At 56.2% G+C, this 18,285-nt stretch carries 18 protein-coding genes and 2 pseudogenes; 15 read left to right on the plus strand and 5 right to left on the minus strand.

Annotated elements, in window-relative coordinates; translation table 11 throughout:
* Positions 1-20 precede the first annotated feature (20 nt).
* From N8E89_RS22305 to N8E89_RS22350, 10 genes and pseudogenes are all read left to right on the plus strand, one after another.
* Positions 21-1,124, plus strand: coding sequence for an extracellular solute-binding protein (locus tag N8E89_RS22305; RefSeq protein ID WP_262263263.1), 1,104 nt, complete (start codon positions 21-23; stop codon positions 1,122-1,124).
* 71 nt (positions 1,125-1,195) lie between these two features.
* A complete protein-coding gene (locus N8E89_RS22310) occupies positions 1,196-2,176 on the plus strand; it encodes an ABC transporter permease (RefSeq protein ID WP_262263264.1) in 981 nt (326 codons plus the stop codon).
* 10 nt (positions 2,177-2,186) lie between these two features.
* Positions 2,187-2,978: an ABC transporter permease gene (locus N8E89_RS22315; RefSeq protein WP_262263265.1), complete on the plus strand. Its 792-nt coding sequence runs from the start codon at positions 2,187-2,189 to the stop codon at positions 2,976-2,978.
* 5 nt (positions 2,979-2,983) lie between these two features.
* Positions 2,984-4,055 (plus strand): annotated as a pseudogene (locus N8E89_RS22320) (ABC transporter ATP-binding protein).
* Between the two features lie 14 nt (positions 4,056-4,069).
* A complete protein-coding gene (locus N8E89_RS22325; RefSeq protein WP_410010453.1) occupies positions 4,070-5,539 on the plus strand; it encodes an NAD(P)-binding domain-containing protein in 1,470 nt (489 codons plus the stop codon).
* 39 nt (positions 5,540-5,578) lie between these two features.
* Positions 5,579-6,085 carry a CMD domain-containing protein gene (locus N8E89_RS22330; protein ID WP_262263266.1) on the plus strand — a complete coding sequence of 169 codons (507 nt, stop codon included), beginning with the start codon at positions 5,579-5,581 and terminating at the stop codon, positions 6,083-6,085.
* 1 nt (position 6,086) lies between these two features.
* Positions 6,087-6,665 (plus strand): peroxidase-related enzyme, encoded by a 579-nt coding sequence (locus N8E89_RS22335; RefSeq protein WP_262263267.1) that lies wholly within the window; start codon positions 6,087-6,089, stop codon positions 6,663-6,665.
* 292 nt (positions 6,666-6,957) lie between these two features.
* A complete protein-coding gene (locus N8E89_RS22340) occupies positions 6,958-7,290 on the plus strand; it encodes a hypothetical protein (protein WP_262263268.1) in 333 nt (110 codons plus the stop codon).
* Positions 7,291-7,686: 396 nt separating this feature from the next.
* Positions 7,687-8,430 carry a gamma-glutamylcyclotransferase gene (locus N8E89_RS22345; protein WP_262263269.1) on the plus strand — a complete coding sequence of 248 codons (744 nt, stop codon included), beginning with the start codon at positions 7,687-7,689 and terminating at the stop codon, positions 8,428-8,430.
* 124 nt (positions 8,431-8,554) lie between these two features.
* Positions 8,555-9,604 (plus strand): DMT family transporter, encoded by a 1,050-nt coding sequence (locus tag N8E89_RS22350; RefSeq protein ID WP_262263270.1) that lies wholly within the window; start codon positions 8,555-8,557, stop codon positions 9,602-9,604.
* A 179-nt stretch (positions 9,605-9,783) separates the two neighbouring features.
* Here the strand turns inward: N8E89_RS22350 and N8E89_RS22355 are convergent, their stop codons facing one another.
* The 3 genes from N8E89_RS22355 to N8E89_RS22365 all read right to left on the minus strand — a co-directional run bounded on the left by N8E89_RS22355 (position 9,784) and on the right by N8E89_RS22365 (position 11,605).
* On the minus strand, positions 9,784-10,389 hold the full coding sequence (locus tag N8E89_RS22355) for a hypothetical protein (protein ID WP_262263271.1): 606 nt from the start codon (positions 10,387-10,389) through the stop codon (positions 9,784-9,786).
* A gap of 348 nt (positions 10,390-10,737) precedes the next feature.
* Positions 10,738-11,220 (minus strand): hypothetical protein, encoded by a 483-nt coding sequence (locus tag N8E89_RS22360; protein WP_262262006.1) that lies wholly within the window; start codon positions 11,218-11,220, stop codon positions 10,738-10,740.
* Entirely contained in the window at positions 11,189-11,605 is a 417-nt protein-coding gene (locus tag N8E89_RS22365) for a hypothetical protein (RefSeq protein ID WP_262262008.1), read from the minus strand. The genes N8E89_RS22360 and N8E89_RS22365 overlap by 32 nt, the downstream gene beginning before the upstream one ends.
* A 422-nt stretch (positions 11,606-12,027) precedes the next feature.
* Here N8E89_RS22365 and N8E89_RS22370 point away from each other — a divergent pair, with 422 nt between their 5' ends.
* The 5 genes and pseudogenes from N8E89_RS22370 to N8E89_RS22390 all read left to right on the plus strand — a co-directional run.
* Positions 12,028-12,276: a hypothetical protein gene (locus tag N8E89_RS22370; protein WP_262262010.1), complete on the plus strand. Its 249-nt coding sequence runs from the start codon at positions 12,028-12,030 to the stop codon at positions 12,274-12,276.
* Positions 12,277-12,717: 441 nt separating this feature from the next.
* A complete protein-coding gene (locus N8E89_RS22375) occupies positions 12,718-13,239 on the plus strand; it encodes a hypothetical protein (protein ID WP_262262011.1) in 522 nt (173 codons plus the stop codon).
* Positions 13,240-13,689: 450 nt separating this feature from the next.
* Positions 13,690-14,808 carry an IS110 family RNA-guided transposase gene (locus tag N8E89_RS22380; RefSeq protein ID WP_262260933.1) on the plus strand — a complete coding sequence of 373 codons (1,119 nt, stop codon included), beginning with the start codon at positions 13,690-13,692 and terminating at the stop codon, positions 14,806-14,808.
* Between the two features lie 798 nt (positions 14,809-15,606).
* Positions 15,607-15,894 carry a YMGG-like glycine zipper-containing protein gene (locus N8E89_RS22385; RefSeq protein ID WP_262262012.1) on the plus strand — a complete coding sequence of 96 codons (288 nt, stop codon included), beginning with the start codon at positions 15,607-15,609 and terminating at the stop codon, positions 15,892-15,894.
* Positions 15,895-15,938: 44 nt separating this feature from the next.
* A pseudogene (locus N8E89_RS22390) lies at positions 15,939-16,291 on the plus strand (DUF1269 domain-containing protein); the annotation flags it as partial.
* Between the two features lie 458 nt (positions 16,292-16,749).
* On the opposite strand, the gene N8E89_RS22395 reads toward N8E89_RS22390, so the two are convergent.
* Together N8E89_RS22395 and N8E89_RS22400 are read right to left on the minus strand one after the other, a co-directional pair.
* A complete protein-coding gene (locus N8E89_RS22395) occupies positions 16,750-16,932 on the minus strand; it encodes a hypothetical protein (protein WP_262262013.1) in 183 nt (60 codons plus the stop codon).
* A 43-nt stretch (positions 16,933-16,975) separates the two neighbouring features.
* On the minus strand, positions 16,976-18,040 hold the full coding sequence (locus N8E89_RS22400) for a porin (RefSeq protein ID WP_262262016.1): 1,065 nt from the start codon (positions 18,038-18,040) through the stop codon (positions 16,976-16,978).
* Positions 18,041-18,285 lie beyond the last annotated feature (245 nt).

Here is an 18,285-nt window from a genome sequence, read left to right on the forward strand (position 1 = left end):
AAATAAAAGAGGAGAATGACATGAAAGACATTACCGTAAATCGTCGCTCGACGTTAAAGCTGCTGGCCGCCGGTACAAGCGTCCTTGTTGCTGCGCCTGCAATCATCCGTCCTGCTCTGGCCCAAAGCAAGGTTGTTAATATCACCACCTACGACAAGTTCGTGCCGCAGTCATTTATTGACCAGTTTCAGAAGGACAGCGGTATCGAGATCCGCGTCCGGCTGACCGACGATCAGGGCAAGCAGTACAATCTGCTCACAGCCGAAGGCGCGGCGCCCACTACCGACATCGTGACCGTAACCGGTCACCGCCTGTCGCAGTTCATGGGGTCTAACCTGCTCGCGCCGCTCGACACCGCCCGACTGAAAAACTGGGGCAAGCTCGCGCCCGCATACAAGGGAGCCCCGCAGCTTACGATCGACGGCAAAACCTATGGCCTGCCGCTGCTCGCCGGCTTCGAGGGACTTGCCCGCAACACGGAATATACCAAGGCCTCCGACAGTTGGGAGATCATGTTTGATGACGAATACAAGAACCTGACCTCCTACATTGTCTCTGACTTCCTCTCCATCGTCATGCGATATCAGGGCAGTGATGGCGACTACGTGACCTACGAAAATAAGGCGGACGTTGCCCAGGTTGCCACCGACAAAGCCCGCGATTTTATGATCAGGCATAAAGACAAGGTGCGCAAATACTACGACGCGGCGTCCGAAGTGCAGCAGATGTTCGTCAATGAGGATATTTACCTCGCACAGACGTGGTCGGGCCCCGCTGCCAAGCTTATCATGGATGGCCATCCCATCGAGATCTCGGTTCCGAAGGAAGGCACTTACGGATTTCTCTACTCGTTCAACGTCGTCAACAACGCCCCGAATGCCGATGCTGCCTATGCCTTCCTCGACGCCATCCTCTCCTCGCCGGAGATCGGCGCGGCGATGACGCGTCAGTCCGGCTTCGCGTCGGCATTCGATGGTGTCGACAAGGTACTCGACGACAAGGAGCGCGCCGCCATGGCGCTGCCGCCGGAACAGGTCGAGCGCGTCCAGTTCTTCAGCTCGGTTAACCGCGCCATGAAAAACGAGATGATCGACAAGGCCACTGCCGAAATCAAGACGGCCTGAAGACCCGGACGCAAAGCGGCCGGCTGTTCGGCCGGTCGCTCACCAAGAATGATTGACTGGGAACTACCACAATGGTGGACACAACGACGCAATCCCGAGCCGTCGCCTCGCTGGCGTCGCCCCGCTATGCCGGATGGATCGGCAGGGCAGTGGGCTCGGGCCTCTACCGCAATACGATTGGACGCCTGGCGGACAGCCGCTGGATCAGGCTCGCCGCGCTTGCAGGTGTGCCGCTTATTTGGCTGGCCATGCTGCATATCGGGCCAATCGTCCAGATGACCAACATCAGTTTCATCGCCAATTATCCGCCGCAGCCGGGAAAAAGCAGCGACTATACCCTTGCCAATTATGCGCTGTTCTTTTCCGACAGGCTTTATTTCGTGCCATTCATCCGCAGCCTGATCTTCGCCGGCGTAGTCACCCTCTCGACGCTGGTGATTGTCTATCCGGTCGCCTACTATGTCGCCAAGGTAGTCCGGCCGAAGAACCGCATGCGCGCCCTGCTACTGTTGCTCATCCCGTTCTGGGCTGGGGAACTCATCCGCACCTTCTCGATCATCATGCTGCTCGCCAATCGTGGCGCTGTGAACGTGCTGCTTCGGGAGTTGGGCTTTATCGAGCGACCGATACCCATGCTTTACACTTCCTTCTCCCTGAGTTTCGGCGTTGTTTATCTCCTGGCGCTCTACATGCTGCTGCCGCTCTATTCGGCCATCGAGAAGATTCCGACGCCGCTGATCCATGCCGCGGCCGATCTCGGCGCCGGCCCTTTTCAACGCTTCCGTCGGGTCATCCTGCCGCTTTCCAAGGACGGCATCGTTTCGGGTTGCAGCCTTGTCTATCTGACCGCCGTCGGTGTCTTTGCTGCACCCTTGCTGCTCGGTGGCCCGAATGCAGTCATCTTTCCGGAAGTTATCGCCATGCTGTTCCATGGCTCGAACGACAAGTGGCCTGAGGGGGCCGCCTTCTCAATGATCATGCTCGTCGTGTCGCTCACCACCGTTGGCCTGTTCATGCGCGTCGTCGGCGGTCGTTCCATTCGGCTGATGTGAGGAAGGTCCGATGAGAACCTATTTTAATGACTTGCCCAGAACAGCGCTCGGCGCATCCTACTGGCTCTTTTCAATCTATCTCGTGCTCCCCCTGGCGCTCATGATGGCGATGAGCTTCAAGGAAGCCAATTTCATCGCCTTCCCGATCGGCAACTGGACGCTCGACTGGTATGGCAAGGTGCTGCATGACAAGCAGTTCCTGGCAGCGTCGCTCTATTCCATCGGCATTGCCCTTGCGACCACCATCTGCGCCACGATCATCGGGGTCTGGATCGCACTCCTCGTCTCGGCGGAAAACATCTGGGGCAAGGCCGCTATCTTCGCACTCGCTTGCCTGCCCGCTGTCGTGCCGGGGCTGATCAATGCAATTTCAATGCGCATCTTCATCCGCACGGTGGACATTCCGACAGGCACTTTCGCAATCATCTTGTCGCATACGGTCCATGCGGTGCCCTTCGTGGTAATCATGGTACTGACACGTCTTCGCTCCATGCCTGCGAATTTGGTGGATGCGGCCCGCGATCTCGGCGCCGATCCGTTTGTTGCCTTCCTGCGCGTTACAATCCCCTATCTGATGCCGGCTCTCCTGGGCGGAATGATTTTCTGCGTACTGACCAGTATCGACGACTTCGTGCGCACTTTCTTCCTCGGCGGCTACCAACCCACGCTGCCCATGTTGATCTTTGCAAAGGTGCAGGGCGGCATGTCGCCGGAAATCAACGCCATGGCGACGATCGTGCTCGTCGTTACTACCGTCGTCGGCCTCTACGCCGAATATTTCACCCGTCGTTCCAGGAGCTGACGCGAATGCAGCCTGTTGTCCACTTCAAGAATGTCAACAAGTTCTACGGGGAGCTACCCGCCGTGGAAAATCTCGATCTCGCCATTGAGCCCGGCCAGTTCGTGACTTTGCTTGGACCCTCCGGCTGCGGAAAGTCGACAACATTGCGCATGCTCGGTGGATCTCGAGGATCTCACTTCCGGGGAAATCTACCTCGATGGCAAGCCGATCTCGCATCTGCCGCCGCACAAGCGCAACGTCAACATCGTCTTTCAGGACTATGCCCTTTTTCCGCACCTGACGGTCGGACGCAACATCGCCTTCGGGCTGGAGTTGAAGGGCATGGAGTCGGGCGCGATCCACGAGCGGGTCACCGAGCTGCTCTCGCTTGTGGCGCTTCAGGACTATGCGGAGCGGATGCCCGCGCAACTTTCGGGCGGCCAGCGCCAGCGTGTGGCTCTGATGAGGGCACTGGCACTCGATCCGAACGTTCTGTTGCTGGACGAGCCGCTCTCGGCGCTCGACGCAAAGCTGCGCCAGCAGATGCAGATTGAGCTCAAATCCATTCAGCAGAAGACCGGAAAGACCTTCATCTTTGTTACCCACGACCAAGAAGAGGCACTGACAATGTCCGACGTCATCGTGGTTATGAACAAGGGCAGGATCGAGCAGATCGGTAAGCCCTCCGACCTCTATGCCCGACCGCATAGCCGCTTCGTAGCCGATTTCATCGGCCAGAGTAATTTGCTCGACGGCACAATCGTTTCCGTCGTAGGCACAGTGGCAACCTTTGACTGGCGGGGGAATGTCGTGCACGCCGACCTGAATGGTGCGACGCCGACGCCGGGCGCGCAGGCCACCCTGGCTCTCCGGCCAGAGACACTCTACTGTCTGACGGCAAAACCCGATGGCCGGCTGGCACTTAAGGGACGCATTGTCCATCGCGTCTTCAAGGGCGCCCATACCTCGCTCACCGTAACCCTCGAAAATGGAACGAGCCTCGTCGCCCAACTCGACCCGGTCGCGCTTTCGCATATTGGGGGCGACGAGGTCTGGGTGGGCTGGCGTGAACGGGACGCAGTACTGCTGACGAGCTGAACTGGAGACGGATCATGATCAATAACCAACAGCAGCGTCGGCTTGCTGACTTGAATGCACGGGTGAAGCAAGATCTCAGCTACCTGAACTACCCGCCGGCCAACTGGTCAATGCCCGTAACGACAGCGGAAGGGCAGCCTGTCAGCGATGTCGTTATTATCGGCAGCGGCATGTGCGGTCTTGTGGCCTGGCAAGCGCTGACGCGCGCTGGCATCACCAAACTGCGCATCGTCGACCGCGCGCCGAAAGGTTTCGAGGGGCCATGGGTCAACTACGCGCGTATGGAAACGCTGCGCTCGCCGAAAAACCTGCTCGGCCCGGCGCTTGGCATTGCCTCACTGAGCTTTCGCGCCTGGTTCACGGCGCTCTACGGCGAGGCCGAATGGGAGGAACTGTTTCGCATACCGCGTCTGATGTGGATGGAATATCTGAAATGGTATCGCGAAATCCTGGCGATACCCGTCGAAAACCAGACCCACGTAACCCGGATCCTGCCGCGCGCGGACGGTCTGCTGGAGCTCGAAATCGGAAACGGCGCGGAACCGCCGATTTTCACCCGCAAGCTCGTGCTGGCTACCGGCCGCGACGGGCTCGGCAAGCCCACTATCCCGGATTTCGTCGATGGTATGAGGCGGCTGAAATCCTGGGCGCATTCGGCTGACGACATCGATTTCGAACGGCTGAAGGGCAAGCGCGTCGTCGTCATCGGCGTCGGTGCTTCGGCGGTTGACAATGCGGCGGAAGCCTTGGAGCAGGGCGCGGGCGAGGTCCGTCTTCTCGCCCGACGCAAGGAGATGCCGACGGTCAACAAGCTGATGGGTATCGGCTCCTATGGCGTAACAGCCGGCTTCGCACAAATTTCGCCGGAATGGCGTTGGCGGCTGATGGATTATGCCGCCAAGCAGCAGACGCCTGCTCCGCACAATTCGACGCTCCGCGTCAGCCGTCATCCGAACGCCTATTTCCATTTCGACTGCGGCATCCGTTCAATGCAGGAGGAGGGCGGCGAGGTAGTCATCACCACAGTCAACGACCGCATTTTCCGCACCGATTTCGTCATCCTCGGCACCGGCTTTTGCATTGATCCCACGAGTCGGGACGAACTTGCCCCCTATCAGGACAAGATTGCCTGCTGGGGAGACCGCTACACGCCGCCGCCGGGCGAACGAAACCCCGAACTCGGGCGATTCCCGTGGCTTAATGACGACTTTTGCTTCACCGAAAAGGTCGGCGGCACGGCACCTTGGTTAAAGGACATCCATTGCTTCAACTACGCCGCATCGGTGAGCGTCGGCAAGGTCAGCGGCGACATCCCAGCGATCAGCGAGGGCGCGCTGTGGCTGGCGCGGGGCGCCGCCGCCTCACTCTTCATCCGCGACATCGACTACCATTGGAAGGCGTTGCTCGCCTATGAGAAACCGGAACTCGATGGAACCGAATGGACGGATGCCGACGAACCGGAGTTTGTGCAGAAGACGGCCTGAGCTTCGACAGAACACTTTTTCAGTAGATTGAGGATAAACATGAGCGCTCCTTCCAACTTCGACGTGATCGACACTGTTCTCGGCTTCGACCGCTTCGCGGACCTCAAGGCCCTGCGGGAGCAACGAACGAAGCTGAAGCACCTGACGCAGACGAGCTATCAGGCCGCACTTTGCCCTGCCGAGCCGCGCAACTTCTCCTACCCGCTGAGAGCCGCATTGGCCGCGCGCATGGTTGCACTGTGGAAGTCACAGGAGCTTGTCGCCCACTACCACGCACTTCTAGACAGCGCAGAGGGCGGATCGGAATTCCGCGCGATCGCCGATCCGGCATCAGGGGTCGCGGGGATTAATTCGCGCCTTGCCGCAATTCTCGCCCATGTCGACTTGGTGACGCTTTCTCCGAAGGATGCGACCCGCACCAACATCGACAATCTTGCGGCTGCTGGCCTCGACGATCGGGATATCGTTGCGCTCGCCGGCTTAATCGCCTTCGTCAACTATCAGGTGCTGGTCGTGGCCGGCCTCAAGATGCTGAGGGACAACTGACATGTCGCACGCCGTACACGAATTCACCGTCGAGGCGCTCGATTGGAAGCCCTATGTGAAGCCAGTCGACATGGACGCGGCAACGCCAGAGCAGCTGATGGCGCTGAACACTACGCCGTCCAACAGGAAAATTTCAGACTACGTGCTGGTACTTGCCAACGAGCCGGAAACGCTGAACGAACGCACGCCGCTCTTCAACGACATCATGTATAGCGAAGGCGGTCTTTCGCGCGGCGGTCGCGAGATCGGAGCACTTGCAGCCTCTTTCGTAAACCGCTGCATATATTGCGCGTCGGTGCACGCGGCCCGCTACATCCAACTCGAAAAGCGACCGGACGTTGTGGCAGAGGTCTTCAAGAACGGCCTCGACGCGGACCTGCCGGAGTTCGAACAGGCACTATTCAATTTTGGCGTCGATCTGACGGCGCATCCCGACAAGGTCGGCACCTATCAATTCTACCATCTGCGCGAGATCGGCATGGACAATCTCCAGATCCTCGATCTCATCCATGCGGTGGCAATCTTCGGCTGGGCTAACCGGCTAATGCACACGCTTGGCGAGCCGCATCGACAGGAGTGAATCGAAGCGAAGTGCACTCGGTGGTCGCGAGCGGGATGAGCTTGAGAGGTGCTGTCATGTCTGGATGACTCCCATTTGGCAAGGTCGGCTCGAAATCTGTCAGGTCGTATCGGCCCATCGCGCAGCTCCTGCTTTCTGGCTTGAGTCACAACGCGACCTTTATGACAGAGTGTTCAGTGGCGCGGCCAATATCGCGGATTTTGAGTCAACTGGCGTTCGTCTTCTTAATCCATGGAATAACAGCCCATGACGACAGCCACATTAACACTTTTCCAACTTTCTGGTTTTTACCGTGGAAGCGAAGATCGAAGAGATTTATGAAACTCTCATTCCGCCGGAACGTATCGACCAGGAGCAGCAAGGGCGCGTATTGAAGCAATTTTTCGGTTTTGTGGTCCTGCTTTTTGTTACATGCATCGGTGTGGTGATGGTTTCCGATCATTTAACCACTTACATTTTTCGGTACCGATTGACCGTTGACGTGGACACTCCCGATGGGATCAAGTCTGGATCATCGGTGGTGGAAGCGACGTACTTCCGAGAGATGTTGATGTTCAGCTCGGGCGGCGGGAGACACAAACGCAATGCACGCAAAGTACCGATGACGGTGCTGGCCGTGATCTGACTAACGACAGACTGGTCCTCGCATCAAAAATAGTTGGTAGGAAGTATTGACAGGAATGGTAGGGGAAGGCTCGTTTCGAACGATCCCCCCAAGGGCGCATGTTCGAAACCGCGATCCGCAGGAAATCATAAGCATCGGAAAATTCCGGGCCTGATCGATTGTCAGGCGGTCGTGGAAAGTTGGACTACCGGCGCTAATGGCCCGTAGCGGTCTTTCGCTACTCCATTTAGAAGCAAATTCCCACACGGCGCGTCGTCATCGGAACCGAATTTTTCCGTTTGTTGCCCGTGCTCAGTCGTGCCATATCGGGTCTATACGAATGGCTCGGATGGCGCGCCGATCCTTGCTTTCAAGTGTTCAATCGGTGATCTTTCGTACCGTGCGGAGACTTCAACCATGCAGGACAGACCAAGATCACTTAGCTTGACCCCGGCCCACGTCGCACGGGTCCAACGCGCGATCGTCGATAGCGGCATAGAACCTGGTGTGGAGCTTCACAACGATGCGGACTATGACGCTTGGGTGAAGCGGATCATCAAGACCCATCCCGCTCCGGGTTCACCAACTCTTCTCTTCGCGTATGGTTCATTGATATGGAAACCCGAGATCGAACATGTCGGCGAACAAATGGGCGTTGCTCGAGGTTGGCATCGTTCTTTTTGCTTTCGAATGACCCGCTTCCGGGGGACGCCCGAACAGCCTGGCCTTATGATGGCTCTCGACCGCGGAGGGCAGTGCCGGGGTATCCTGTACGAGCTACCGAAGAATGACCTGGAAGGACAGTTCGGGAAACTGTTTCGGCGCGAGTTCAAGTACAAACCTGTTAACAGCACGCCGCGCTGGATCACGGTCGAGACGACCTCTGGCTCAACCCCAGCCTTGGGCTTTGTCATGAACCGCGCTTCACCGCTCTACGCAGGAAATCTCTCTCTCGAAGTTGTTGCGGATGTGTTGGCTCAAGCATGTGGTCACATGGGTTCTGGGGCAGAATATCTACTCAACACTGTGACGCACCTCGAGGCAAAAGGCATTCGGGACCGCAATCTGTGGCGGCTTCAAGCGCTCGTAGCGCAGCAGATCGATCGCGAGAGCAGGATAGCTAGCCGATTAGATCGTGAAATCGCGAACGAAGGCTTATGATGGTCTGAGTGGCCACTGGAGCGGACGCCGCTAGGTTGCTCAGGTACTAAGCAGGGTGACCGAACTTTGCAGCATAATTCCTACACTGCTACCCTGAACCGCCACTGCAATACGAGATTGATCAATGAGATTTCCACAAAGCTTGTCACAAACGGGAGTGTTTGCAGCGCTAGGCGCGGCAGCACTATTTGGTGCTGGAACTCCGCTAGCAAAACTACTGCTTACATCTGTTAGTCCGTGGATGCTTGCCGCCCTTTTATATTTAGGTTCGGGCGTCGGCCTTACGATCTATCGTTTTGTCAATCAATCGCCCGCCGCCGCGCTCTCTCGCGCCGAATTGCCATGGTTTGTCGGCGCTGTGATATCCGGGGGAGTGATTGGCCCGGTTCTTCTGATGTTTGGGTTAACCGGCATGCCTGCTTCGGGCGCTTCGCTAATGTTGAATGCCGAAGGCGTATTTACCGCACTTCTCGCGTGGTTCGTTTTCAAAGAAAATTTTGACCGTCGGATCGCTTTCGGGATGGTAGCAATTGTTGCGGGAGCAATGATCCTCAGTTGGCCCGGCGAAGCGAAGTTCGCCGGATTGTGGCCTGCTTTGGCGGTCCTCGGTGCGTGCCTAGCTTGGGGCATTGATAACAATCTTACGCGTAAAGTCTCGTTGTCAGATGCTACGTGGATCGCATCCGTTAAAGGGCTTGTGGCAGGTTGCGTTAATCTCGCACTCGCAATGCTTGTTGATGCAGTATTCCCCCCGGTATTGAACACGGCCGGAGCAATGGTAGTTGGGTTTTTCGCCTATGGCGTAAGTCTTGCGCTGTTCGTGATCGGACTGAGGCACCTTGGGACTGCTCGCACGGGCGCGTATTTTTCGATTGCCCCGTTCATCGGTGCAATTCTTGCTGTTGCCATGGGGGAGCCGGTGACCTTGCCCCTGCTATGCGCAGGCGTTTTGATGGCGGTCGGGATATGGCTGCATCTTACCGAGCAGCACGACCATTCGCACACGCACATGCCGATTGAGCATGACCATGAACACGTCCACGACGTACACCATCAGCACAGCCATTATTTCCCTGTGATGCCGGGTGTGAAGCATCGCCATAAACACAAACATGAGCCAATTACTCATTCGCACGCCCACTTTCCCGACGCACATCACCAGCATGATCATTGAACGCACAAGGAAAAGCGCACAAGCTGACCGGCTTGTGCGCTTTGATCGGTAGCGAAGGCTCGTTTCGAACGTTCCCCCCCCAAGAAATCGCGATCCGCAAAAAATCATAAGCATCGGAAAATTCCAAGCCTAATCAAGTCGATAGTCGTTCATGTGCTGCTTATGGCAGATTGATCAACTCAATCGATCCGATCCAGACTTTCGGCAAAGACACCCAAACTGGTGCCACGACCAATGACAACGACGCGTTTTCCGGGTGTGAGGCTTTGCCTGAAATCGTTTGGGACACCGCAAACTCTGTCGAAAAGGAACGGTAGTCCTTGGAATATAAGTGGGAAGTGGCACTGTCTGGTTCCGTAGCGATCGGCGTGTACCACGGTAAATGTGTGCCCGACCTGATGACCTGCGATCATTGCAAGCATCATAGGATAGGCAATGACTACAACGTGCTTTCCCAGGACATACCCCATAAACGGAGCGGCCAAGACGCTGCAAACCTTCTTTAGTTCGCCGTAAGGCACCGCATGTATGCCTTTTAGAACAAGCCAGAGCAGGAATGCCCCAGAAACAAGCCCGGCGGCAACACCAGCAAGGTTTGTCTTAGACGTCCATTCGATCGATGGCAGGAAGTCAAAACCGAACATTTTAATGAGTACAGGCAATAAGCCAAACACCCACAAGACGCCCATTATGACTATGACCGGTTTGCGGAACGGCCGAGCAATTATTTCTTCTTTTGGAGCACTCATCAAACGATACACCGCACTTTCAATCGCGATCCCCATCGAAAGCTCTGTGACACACTACGGGTGGCCGTTTCAAGAAGACTATTTGTGCAACGAAGGCGGGGCGCTCTCGAATGATGGAGTTAGTAGAGCGCAGGAAGCGCACCGGCCCAACGGCCAGTGCGCTTGATCGGTAGCGAAGGCCCGTTTCGAACGTTCCCCCCCCAAGCGCGCATGTTCGAAATCGTGATCAGCAAGAAATCATAAGCGTTGGAAAATTTATTGCATGACCGCAGACAAATCATTCTTCAGAAGAAGCACAAGTTTCAAGGAAACGTCGAATACGTCTGCCGATAACAGCCTCGATGAACTTGATCATTAAATCCAATCTTTCTTGGCCCCCATACGCTAAGGATGTGAAATCGTCGGCTCGGAACATAAGTTCTCGCGCGGGCCGGGAGGGGCTGTCGGGTTCTTCAGTTCGCAAGCGGCGGACAACAATGCGGGAAAGTTCTCGATGGGCCCCAACGCGTCGATGACGAATGCTGTGATGCCTTTTCCTTCACGTTCAGCCTGGCGGGCATGTGTCTCCCCGGAGCTATCCCAAACCGTCCACACGGCAGCCAGGTGCTGATTGATTGATATGGCTGCAGTGCAGAACGTTGTGTCTGAGGAGCTTTTAGCATCACAGACCACCGATGCTTCCCCGACCTTTAGGCGCATTTGATGAAGTTGATCCGAGACGCGTTCGCCGCCGACAGTCCAATGGTTTTTGAACACTTCCAATTTCCTGTCGTCGACGAGAAAGAAACGATTATTCTGGATCGGCAAGGCTTGCTGAAGCGGAGCCCATGGATCATCACAAACGGACTTCGACCATTGGCGGCTCAAGAGGGCACAAATTCCTTCCCTCGACGAGGTCGACCCCCGTCGATCCGAATGTACTCATCGTAATTTCCAGTTGATCAACTGACGGTGCAGTTTCCTGACTGCTTGCCGCTTTGCGAAATGCTTCCAAGCGTTCTTTCGCCGCTTGATGATCTTTCCGCTTATTGAATGAAAAGGATGGCTTATCAGTTATCAGACCCGTCAAAGCGACAAATGGCACGATCAGCGGCACATCTCCGACGACCACATGAGCATCGGACGCGAGGAATTCGATTGAGTGATGCTTTGGCGATGGCGAGCACGCTGCAAGAACGGCACCGAGCATGAGGCAAACAGGTAAAATCAGTGGGACCGCGCAACGAGATATCATTGCGTTGAAATACAGCATTCCGATTGCGAGAGCGTTATTACAAAGCTGCTAATTTTAGCGGCTTTGGGTGTGCGTTCGCCTGATCGCCAGTCCGTTTGGCGAAAGGTGCAACGTTCGCAATTGGCGCACCGGCCCAATACGGGCTTGTGCGCTTGATCGGTAGCGAAGGCTCGTTTCGAACGTTCCCCCCAACGAGGAATATGCGAATTCGCGATCAGCAGGAAATCATAAGCATCGGAAAATTCCGGGCCTAATCGATTGCCAGACGGAAAACGGGAGCGGCCCGCTGACGGCCCAAAACGGCCTTCCAATCTGTGCAATTGTACCCTTTCCATTTACCTGTCAGAAGTCGATGGGCGCTACGATCCAGTGACTTGGAGAGATTGGCAGGTCTTTACACTGCGCATGGGTGTCCAAATCAACAAGAGCAGCAGGCCTGTATGATGGATAAGTTTCGGACTTGGGCTGCGATTATCGGCATGACCTTGATCGGCCCGATAATCTTGGGCTTCTTTGTCGTGTGTCTGATCCGAGGAGAATTTCCCGGCAGACTTTCCGCATTGAACGCCGCTGATCATCCGATCCTCTTTTATCCGATCATCCTCGCGCTTCTCTACGGTGCCTTGAAGTGCGCCCAGATCAGCGTGATGTTTGCGATTGGGTACCTTCGCGGACGATCGAGACACTAGTTCTTATATGACCGCAACTCGCGCAAATCGGTCCCCATCACGCTAATCGATTGCGGCAAGCGAAAGGAACTCAGCTAGAAGCGCACCGGCCCATAAGTGGGCCAGTGCGCTTGATCGGTAGCGAAGGTGCGTTTCGAACATTCCCCCCCAATGCGAAATCGTGCCGAAATCGGCGTCTTCAGCATCGGAAAATTCGGGGCCTAATCGATTGCCAGGCGGTCGCGAAAAGCACGAGCACCTGCCCCTGATGGCCCGATGCGGACCCTCGCTATGCGGAGATTAAGCTCCAGACAGCCACGCCATTCGACCGTTCGGACTGATGCGGAGACGGAAGTGGCCAAGCCGGCTGTTGGCCCAATGCAAGTATTTAAGGGTATCCACAGCCAATAGAAATTCTCAAGATTTCACCGTGTGTTAAGTGAGTGTACTTACGATGCACACATGATGCTTCGCGCCCTCGTCAGCTTCGCCTTCATAACGTATGCCGTACCAGCAGTCGCTGTCGACCGAGCTGAGCTTCAGAGCATTCAAGAAACACCCCGGCACTTCGTCTGCAGGCTTGATCAAACTTTCCGGGGCAATGTCCACACCCCCGGAAGTGGGTTTGCCGTTAGTGTCGGTATCATTGAGCAATCGAAGCGAGCAGGGCGACCTGTGCCCACAATCGATCTTCAAATTACTCCTGAGAATAAAGGCGGAACTGGCTCGGCTTCCGGCAGCTTTTTGCCGGGAAGGACACTACCTAAGCCGATAACTCTGGAGCTTCAGCATGTTTTTATCGTTGTCTCTTATGACGGACGCCAGACAGTTCAGTTTGTCGCAAGGGGAGCGCGCGTGGCGGTTCCGTTAACAATCGTCCAGACTTTCGAACGACAATGGTGGCTATCCATATCGTCTGGCGAATATCCCACTACACGTACCCACGACTATCTTTGCGAAGACGTTCCGCCCGAGAAGAACTGATTTAGGTGCTCCCTTTTAGTGTATATGTAAGGCGTCATGTCCACACATGGCGCAAACCGGACGCTATCACGCTAATCATGCAACAAGCGCAACTCGGCGCGCTAGAAGCGCACCGGCCCGGATTGGGCCAGTGCGTTTGATCGGTAGCGAAGGAGGGATTCAGAATCCCCCGGCACGAGGCGTTGTGAAGACGCAAGGTGGGACATGCTGACCACCCCTGTTGTCACGCACAGCAGGCTCTCTGGAATTTAGAATGTCGTCAAGTACTGCTCACCATCGATGCTGTGATTGTAGAAATTTCAGGCGACATGACCTGCCACCGAACCTTCGTCCGGCAACGATTAGACCGTATGTTCTCGGGGTGAAGGTGGCCCGCCCCCGCAGTAAGCTGAATTCGGGGGTTGCTCTGGATAGGCCGAAGCCGAGCCCCACGCTTAGCGAGGGCGAACCATGAAAGAGAATAGCGTAATTTTCATCGGCTTGGATACGTCGAAGCTGAAGATTTCAGTTGCGGTTGCGGACGGGGTGCGCAACGGCGAGGTGCGGTTTTTCGGCGACATCTCTTCGGAGCCGGCGTCGGTGGCGTCGATGGTCGACAAGCTTTCCCGACGCGGGGCCAAGCTTCACTTTTGCTACGAGGCCGGCCCGACCGGTTACGGTCTTTACCGGCAGATTGTTGAATTGGGGCACGATTGTGTGGTCGTGGCGCCGTCCCTGGTGCCCAAGCGTGCGGGCGACCGGGTGAAGACAAACCGCCGGGATGCCGTAAGTCTGGCGCGCCTGCACCGGGCGGGCGAACTGACCTCTGTCTGGGTTCCGGACGAAGGCCATGAGGCGATCCGCGACCTGGTGCGGGCTCGCGAGGCTGCCAACGATGCGCTGAAGCAGGCACGCCAACAACTCCAATCTTTTCTCCTGCGCCACGGCCGGATCTATACTGGCCGCACGCCTTGGACGCGCGCCCATACAAGATGGCTGGCATGCCAGGCCTTCGATCATCCCGCCCACCAAATTCTGTTGGCAGAATATTGCCAGGCCATCGAGGATGCCGGCGTGCGTCTGGATCGGCTGACCAAGCTGGTGGTGGAGACCGCAGCATCCTGGTCGATGGCACCGGTTGTGGCAGCCTATCAAGCGATGCGCGGCGTCGCGTTCATGACTGCGGTCACCTTTGTGGTCGAGATCGGCGATGTCAGGCGTTTCGATAATCCCCGTCAGTTGATGGCCTATCTTGGTCTTGTGCCGTCGGAACGCTCAACGGGCGAAAGGGTCAAGCGCGCTGGGATCACCAAGGCCGGCAACACAAGGGCTCGAAGGGTACTCGTTGAAGCGGCCTGGACATATCGCTTCCCGGCTCGCGTGAGCCCGAAGATCCAGGCGCGGCTGGATGACCTGCCAAGAACGGTTCGCGAGATTGCCTGGAAAGCCCAGGTGCGGCTTTGCGCGCGCTATCGAAAACTGATGGCGGCAGGCAAGCCGAAGGTCGTCGCTGTCACCGCCATTGCCCGAGAAATGGCAGCATTCCTATGGGCGATTGGACAGGAGGTCGCTCCCACAGCTAAAGGCTAAATGCCGATGGTCAGCTTGAAGAGAGACGCTTAACCCAAAATTTAAAATCATCTGCTGTTGGACAAAGATGGAGGCAGGGCTCCGGTGGGGAACCCTCGCAGGCTCTATGTGGCGGATAAATTCCAAGTCCGAGATTAGACAGAGGCAGCCCCAGACGAACACACGGAAATGCGGTACCCAACCCGCGCATAAGAGTATGCCAGCCGTCGTCTAAACGCCCTGCCTCCTCCTTTGTTCAACAGCTTCGCGCATGTGCTTTCGTCGTCAAAGCCGGAAAGGAAAGAGTCGTGACTAAAGAGCTTGCAAACGAACATAAGAGAGCCTCGCCGGTTTTGAACCGCCCCCCATACTCTGGACCAGCGGAAGCTAGAGTTTTCCGGCTTCATTCAGGGAGGCGGGCTGGTTGCACTTCCCGAATTCATTAGGGAGATCGGCACCTTGTTCCCGATTGGATGCAGGTCGCACGAACAGAACAGCTGGTACAGTACGTCACAGCCACGAACGGGCTTATCTCAACCGATTTTGGTATGTTTGCCAAAGATTGGGATGCTCGGCTTATTGTTGGGATTCTCAGCCGATCACTGGGGCGGCGCAGTGGCGCTATAGTATGTTGGTAACGCTTCAGTGGCTTCTGCACCCCAGAAATGACTGGGCTGACGCTGCGGGCAATCCTTAGGCGAGAAGTGCGAGCTATCAAGCTGGTGATCCTCGCAATCTATCGTCGACCTGAGCATCAAATGCGGGGGCGACGGAACCCGGCCTGTTTTGAATTACAGAATTTGAAGAGGGAGCTATGGCATGAGGGCTTTTAACATCGCAGTTGCCATCACTGTCGTGACGATGTCAATTTCCGGTTGCGCAACGAACGAACAGGACCGGCGGGCCGGAACAGGCGCTTTGATAGGTGGCGGAGTGGGTGCTGTGGCTGGGCAGGCGATCGGCCGCAGCACGCGAGCTACCGTAGGCGGCGCGGCCGCCGGCGCGCTGTTGGGGGCCGTTGTCGGAACCGCGTCGACGCCAAGCCAGGACAGAAATCACTGCCGCTATCGGCGCAGTGATGGCACGATCTACATCGCGCCATGTTGACCGTCGACCCAATGCAAGCACAAAACTTGGCAAAAGGAGGAACTATGTATGACCTGATTGCAATCGTATATCCCACCGAAGAAAAGGCGGAGGAGGTGCGCCAGCGCCTTTTTGAACTGTAGAAAGAATACTTGGTGACTCTCGGCGATGTCGTCATCGCCACAAAAACGGATACGGGCAAGATCAAGCTCAACCAGATGGTCAACACGACCGCGGCAGGCGCAGCTTCTGGGGCTTGCTAATCGGCATTCTCTTTCTCAATCCGCTGATCGGGGCGGCAGTGGGTGCCGCTTCGGGTGCGTCGGGCCGGGCATTGACCGATGTCGGAATCACGGATGCCTTCATGAAAGATCTCACCGCCAACATTGAGCCCGGCAAGACTGCTCAGCTGTTCTTGTATTTTCTCCGGGCCCCCGCAGGGCGAGGAAATCGAGACCGCCTTTGCAGATGCAGCCAAGTCGGGTCGCAAGGCCGTACTCCTCCAGGTGCAGTCCAAGGACCAATCAAGGTTCGTCGCGTTGCCAATCGATCAGGGTTGATCCAACGGCAATCGGACCTGAGGCGGCATATCGATGTTGTCGCCTCGGGCCTCCTCTCGAGAGTTGGATCGAAAACTCGGCTTCTACGAAGCAAAGCACTCGGGACGAGATTTAACTGACTCCCACGCTTTGACACCGTCGGCAGAATCCCGTTCATCCGCTGCCAAGGCTCTCCAATCAGTCCGGCAAAGGACGAATGGCCGCCGCCTTGAGCTGATATACCCCTCCTTGGCACCGTTCTTAATAGACATGTGCATTGCTATTTCGCACGCATGGTCAAATTGCGAAATCCATATCTCGATTGGCATCGAGCTTTTCATGCCCCCTGGTTGAAGGGCAGGGGGCGAAAGCGCTTGCCGAAGGCCTCTATTTCCAGAAGGCCGAGCATGACGAAGACGAAGACCAGCAACCCAAATCCCGCGAAGCTATGAGCTGGCAGGCTAGCGCGTGGGTAAGCCGACGCCTTCATGAGGAAGTCATTGATGCCGACGTCCGTCAACACCCTTCCAGATTGTATGTGCACGCAATTGCATATTGAATCTCTAGAAGTTGCGCTGCAGTCGCAGTCTGCCCTCTATGGGATCGCCACGGTCATCGTCATAGCTGGTATAGGTGATCTCCGGAGTAATATCGAAACCGGGAATGGCCTTGTATCTCACATTTAATGAGGCGGAGATATTGCCGTATTCCTCATAAGCGACCTGGCCATTCAATGTGGCCTTGTCCGACACCTTTGCCGACAGACCGGCCCAAAGTGCATAGTCGCCCTCCCAATTGGCATAGTAGCTGTTCACGCCAATCGCGCTGTCCCAATCGGATTGATAGCCACCCATCAGAAATCCGGAAATTTTTTCGGTGAATTCGACGTCAACGCGAACCTTGCCGGCCCAGGTCTCGTCCAACGCGTCATACCCGGCCACCGCGGAAATCGAACCCCACCCCTGTTCCAGCTTCAGGCCGCCAACAATATCGGGTATGTAGTCATCGATAACGTAATTCTTCTCGAGCTCTTCATCGGAATAGCCGAAGTCGCCGTCGCTGCCCTGCTCCAGACCGATCATTCCGGAAAAGCCATTGCCACCGTTGAATGTGTAGTTGACCTGGTTGGTGGGGGCATCAGAATACGGACCATACCCAATGACATCGTCATTGATCAAATCGCCGGCAAAGTTTGTCCACGAGGAGAATTGGGAATCCGTAGCACCTATGCGAAAACCCCCGAGTTCAATGTATGCATGGGGGAGGTACGAGACCGTGTCACCATTGGTATACTGGATTTGCGTTTCGATGTAGGAACGGAGCGTCCCCAACTCTGTGTCAGAGCGTGCATCAAAGCGAAGCGTTGCGCGTGAGCGTTTGGACCAAGTATCGCGTTCGGCACCCGTATAGGAATTGTCGCCGGCTCTGATATCGTAGCGTACATACCCCATGATCTTCAGGCATGTTTCGGTTCCGGGGATGTAAAAGAACCCTGCGCCATAGGCGTCACAGACGCGAACATATTCGACTGGTTCTGGTTCGGCGACAACAATGGCATCAGCTGCGGCTGCGGCAGAGGCCGAAATGATGGCCGCACACGAGCCAAAAAGTACACTTCCGAGATTCATTTTCCCTCTCTCCAATCGTCCCACGCGTGCGCCATCTAGACACGACAACCTTGCGTGAGCAAGCTACACACGAGAATTGAATTCATGGAAGCCCTGTGACGAGCGCGATCGGATCAACCCTCAGTCTCTGATGGAATTATTTGTACGAAAATGTATTCGGAGCGTCGAATGCTACGTCAATATGCAAATTCGATGGGTTGGGACACATGGGGGATACATGAGGAATGTCGTTTCGCTTGTGCCAT

This window comes from Phyllobacterium sp. A18/5-2, from assembly GCF_025452215.1.
Lineage (GTDB): Bacteria > Pseudomonadota > Alphaproteobacteria > Rhizobiales > Rhizobiaceae > Phyllobacterium > Phyllobacterium sophorae.

Bases quoted from the DNA above. Each gene is read 5' to 3' on its own strand.
- N8E89_RS22310 (WP_262263264.1), top strand. From the start codon at position 1,196: ATGGTGGACACAACGACGCAATCCCGAGCCGTCGCCTCGCTGGCGTCG.
- N8E89_RS22355 (WP_262263271.1), bottom strand. From the start codon at position 10,389: ATGGGGATCGCGATTGAAAGTGCGGTGTATCGTTTGATGAGTGCTCCA.
- N8E89_RS22350 (WP_262263270.1), top strand. From the start codon at position 8,555: ATGAGATTTCCACAAAGCTTGTCACAAACGGGAGTGTTTGCAGCGCTA.
- N8E89_RS22365 (WP_262262008.1), bottom strand. From the start codon at position 11,605: ATGCTGTATTTCAACGCAATGATATCTCGTTGCGCGGTCCCACTGATT.
- N8E89_RS22370 (WP_262262010.1), top strand. From the start codon at position 12,028: ATGATGGATAAGTTTCGGACTTGGGCTGCGATTATCGGCATGACCTTG.
- N8E89_RS22330 (WP_262263266.1), top strand. From the start codon at position 5,579: ATGAGCGCTCCTTCCAACTTCGACGTGATCGACACTGTTCTCGGCTTC.
- N8E89_RS22305 (WP_262263263.1), top strand. From the start codon at position 21: ATGAAAGACATTACCGTAAATCGTCGCTCGACGTTAAAGCTGCTGGCC.
- N8E89_RS22400 (WP_262262016.1), bottom strand. From the start codon at position 18,040: ATGAATCTCGGAAGTGTACTTTTTGGCTCGTGTGCGGCCATCATTTCG.
- N8E89_RS22380 (WP_262260933.1), top strand. From the start codon at position 13,690: ATGAAAGAGAATAGCGTAATTTTCATCGGCTTGGATACGTCGAAGCTG.
- N8E89_RS22315 (WP_262263265.1), top strand. From the start codon at position 2,187: ATGAGAACCTATTTTAATGACTTGCCCAGAACAGCGCTCGGCGCATCC.
- N8E89_RS22385 (WP_262262012.1), top strand. From the start codon at position 15,607: ATGAGGGCTTTTAACATCGCAGTTGCCATCACTGTCGTGACGATGTCA.
- N8E89_RS22335 (WP_262263267.1), top strand. From the start codon at position 6,087: ATGTCGCACGCCGTACACGAATTCACCGTCGAGGCGCTCGATTGGAAG.
- N8E89_RS22345 (WP_262263269.1), top strand. From the start codon at position 7,687: ATGCAGGACAGACCAAGATCACTTAGCTTGACCCCGGCCCACGTCGCA.
- N8E89_RS22375 (WP_262262011.1), top strand. From the start codon at position 12,718: ATGATGCTTCGCGCCCTCGTCAGCTTCGCCTTCATAACGTATGCCGTA.
- N8E89_RS22325 (WP_410010453.1), top strand. From the start codon at position 4,070: ATGATCAATAACCAACAGCAGCGTCGGCTTGCTGACTTGAATGCACGG.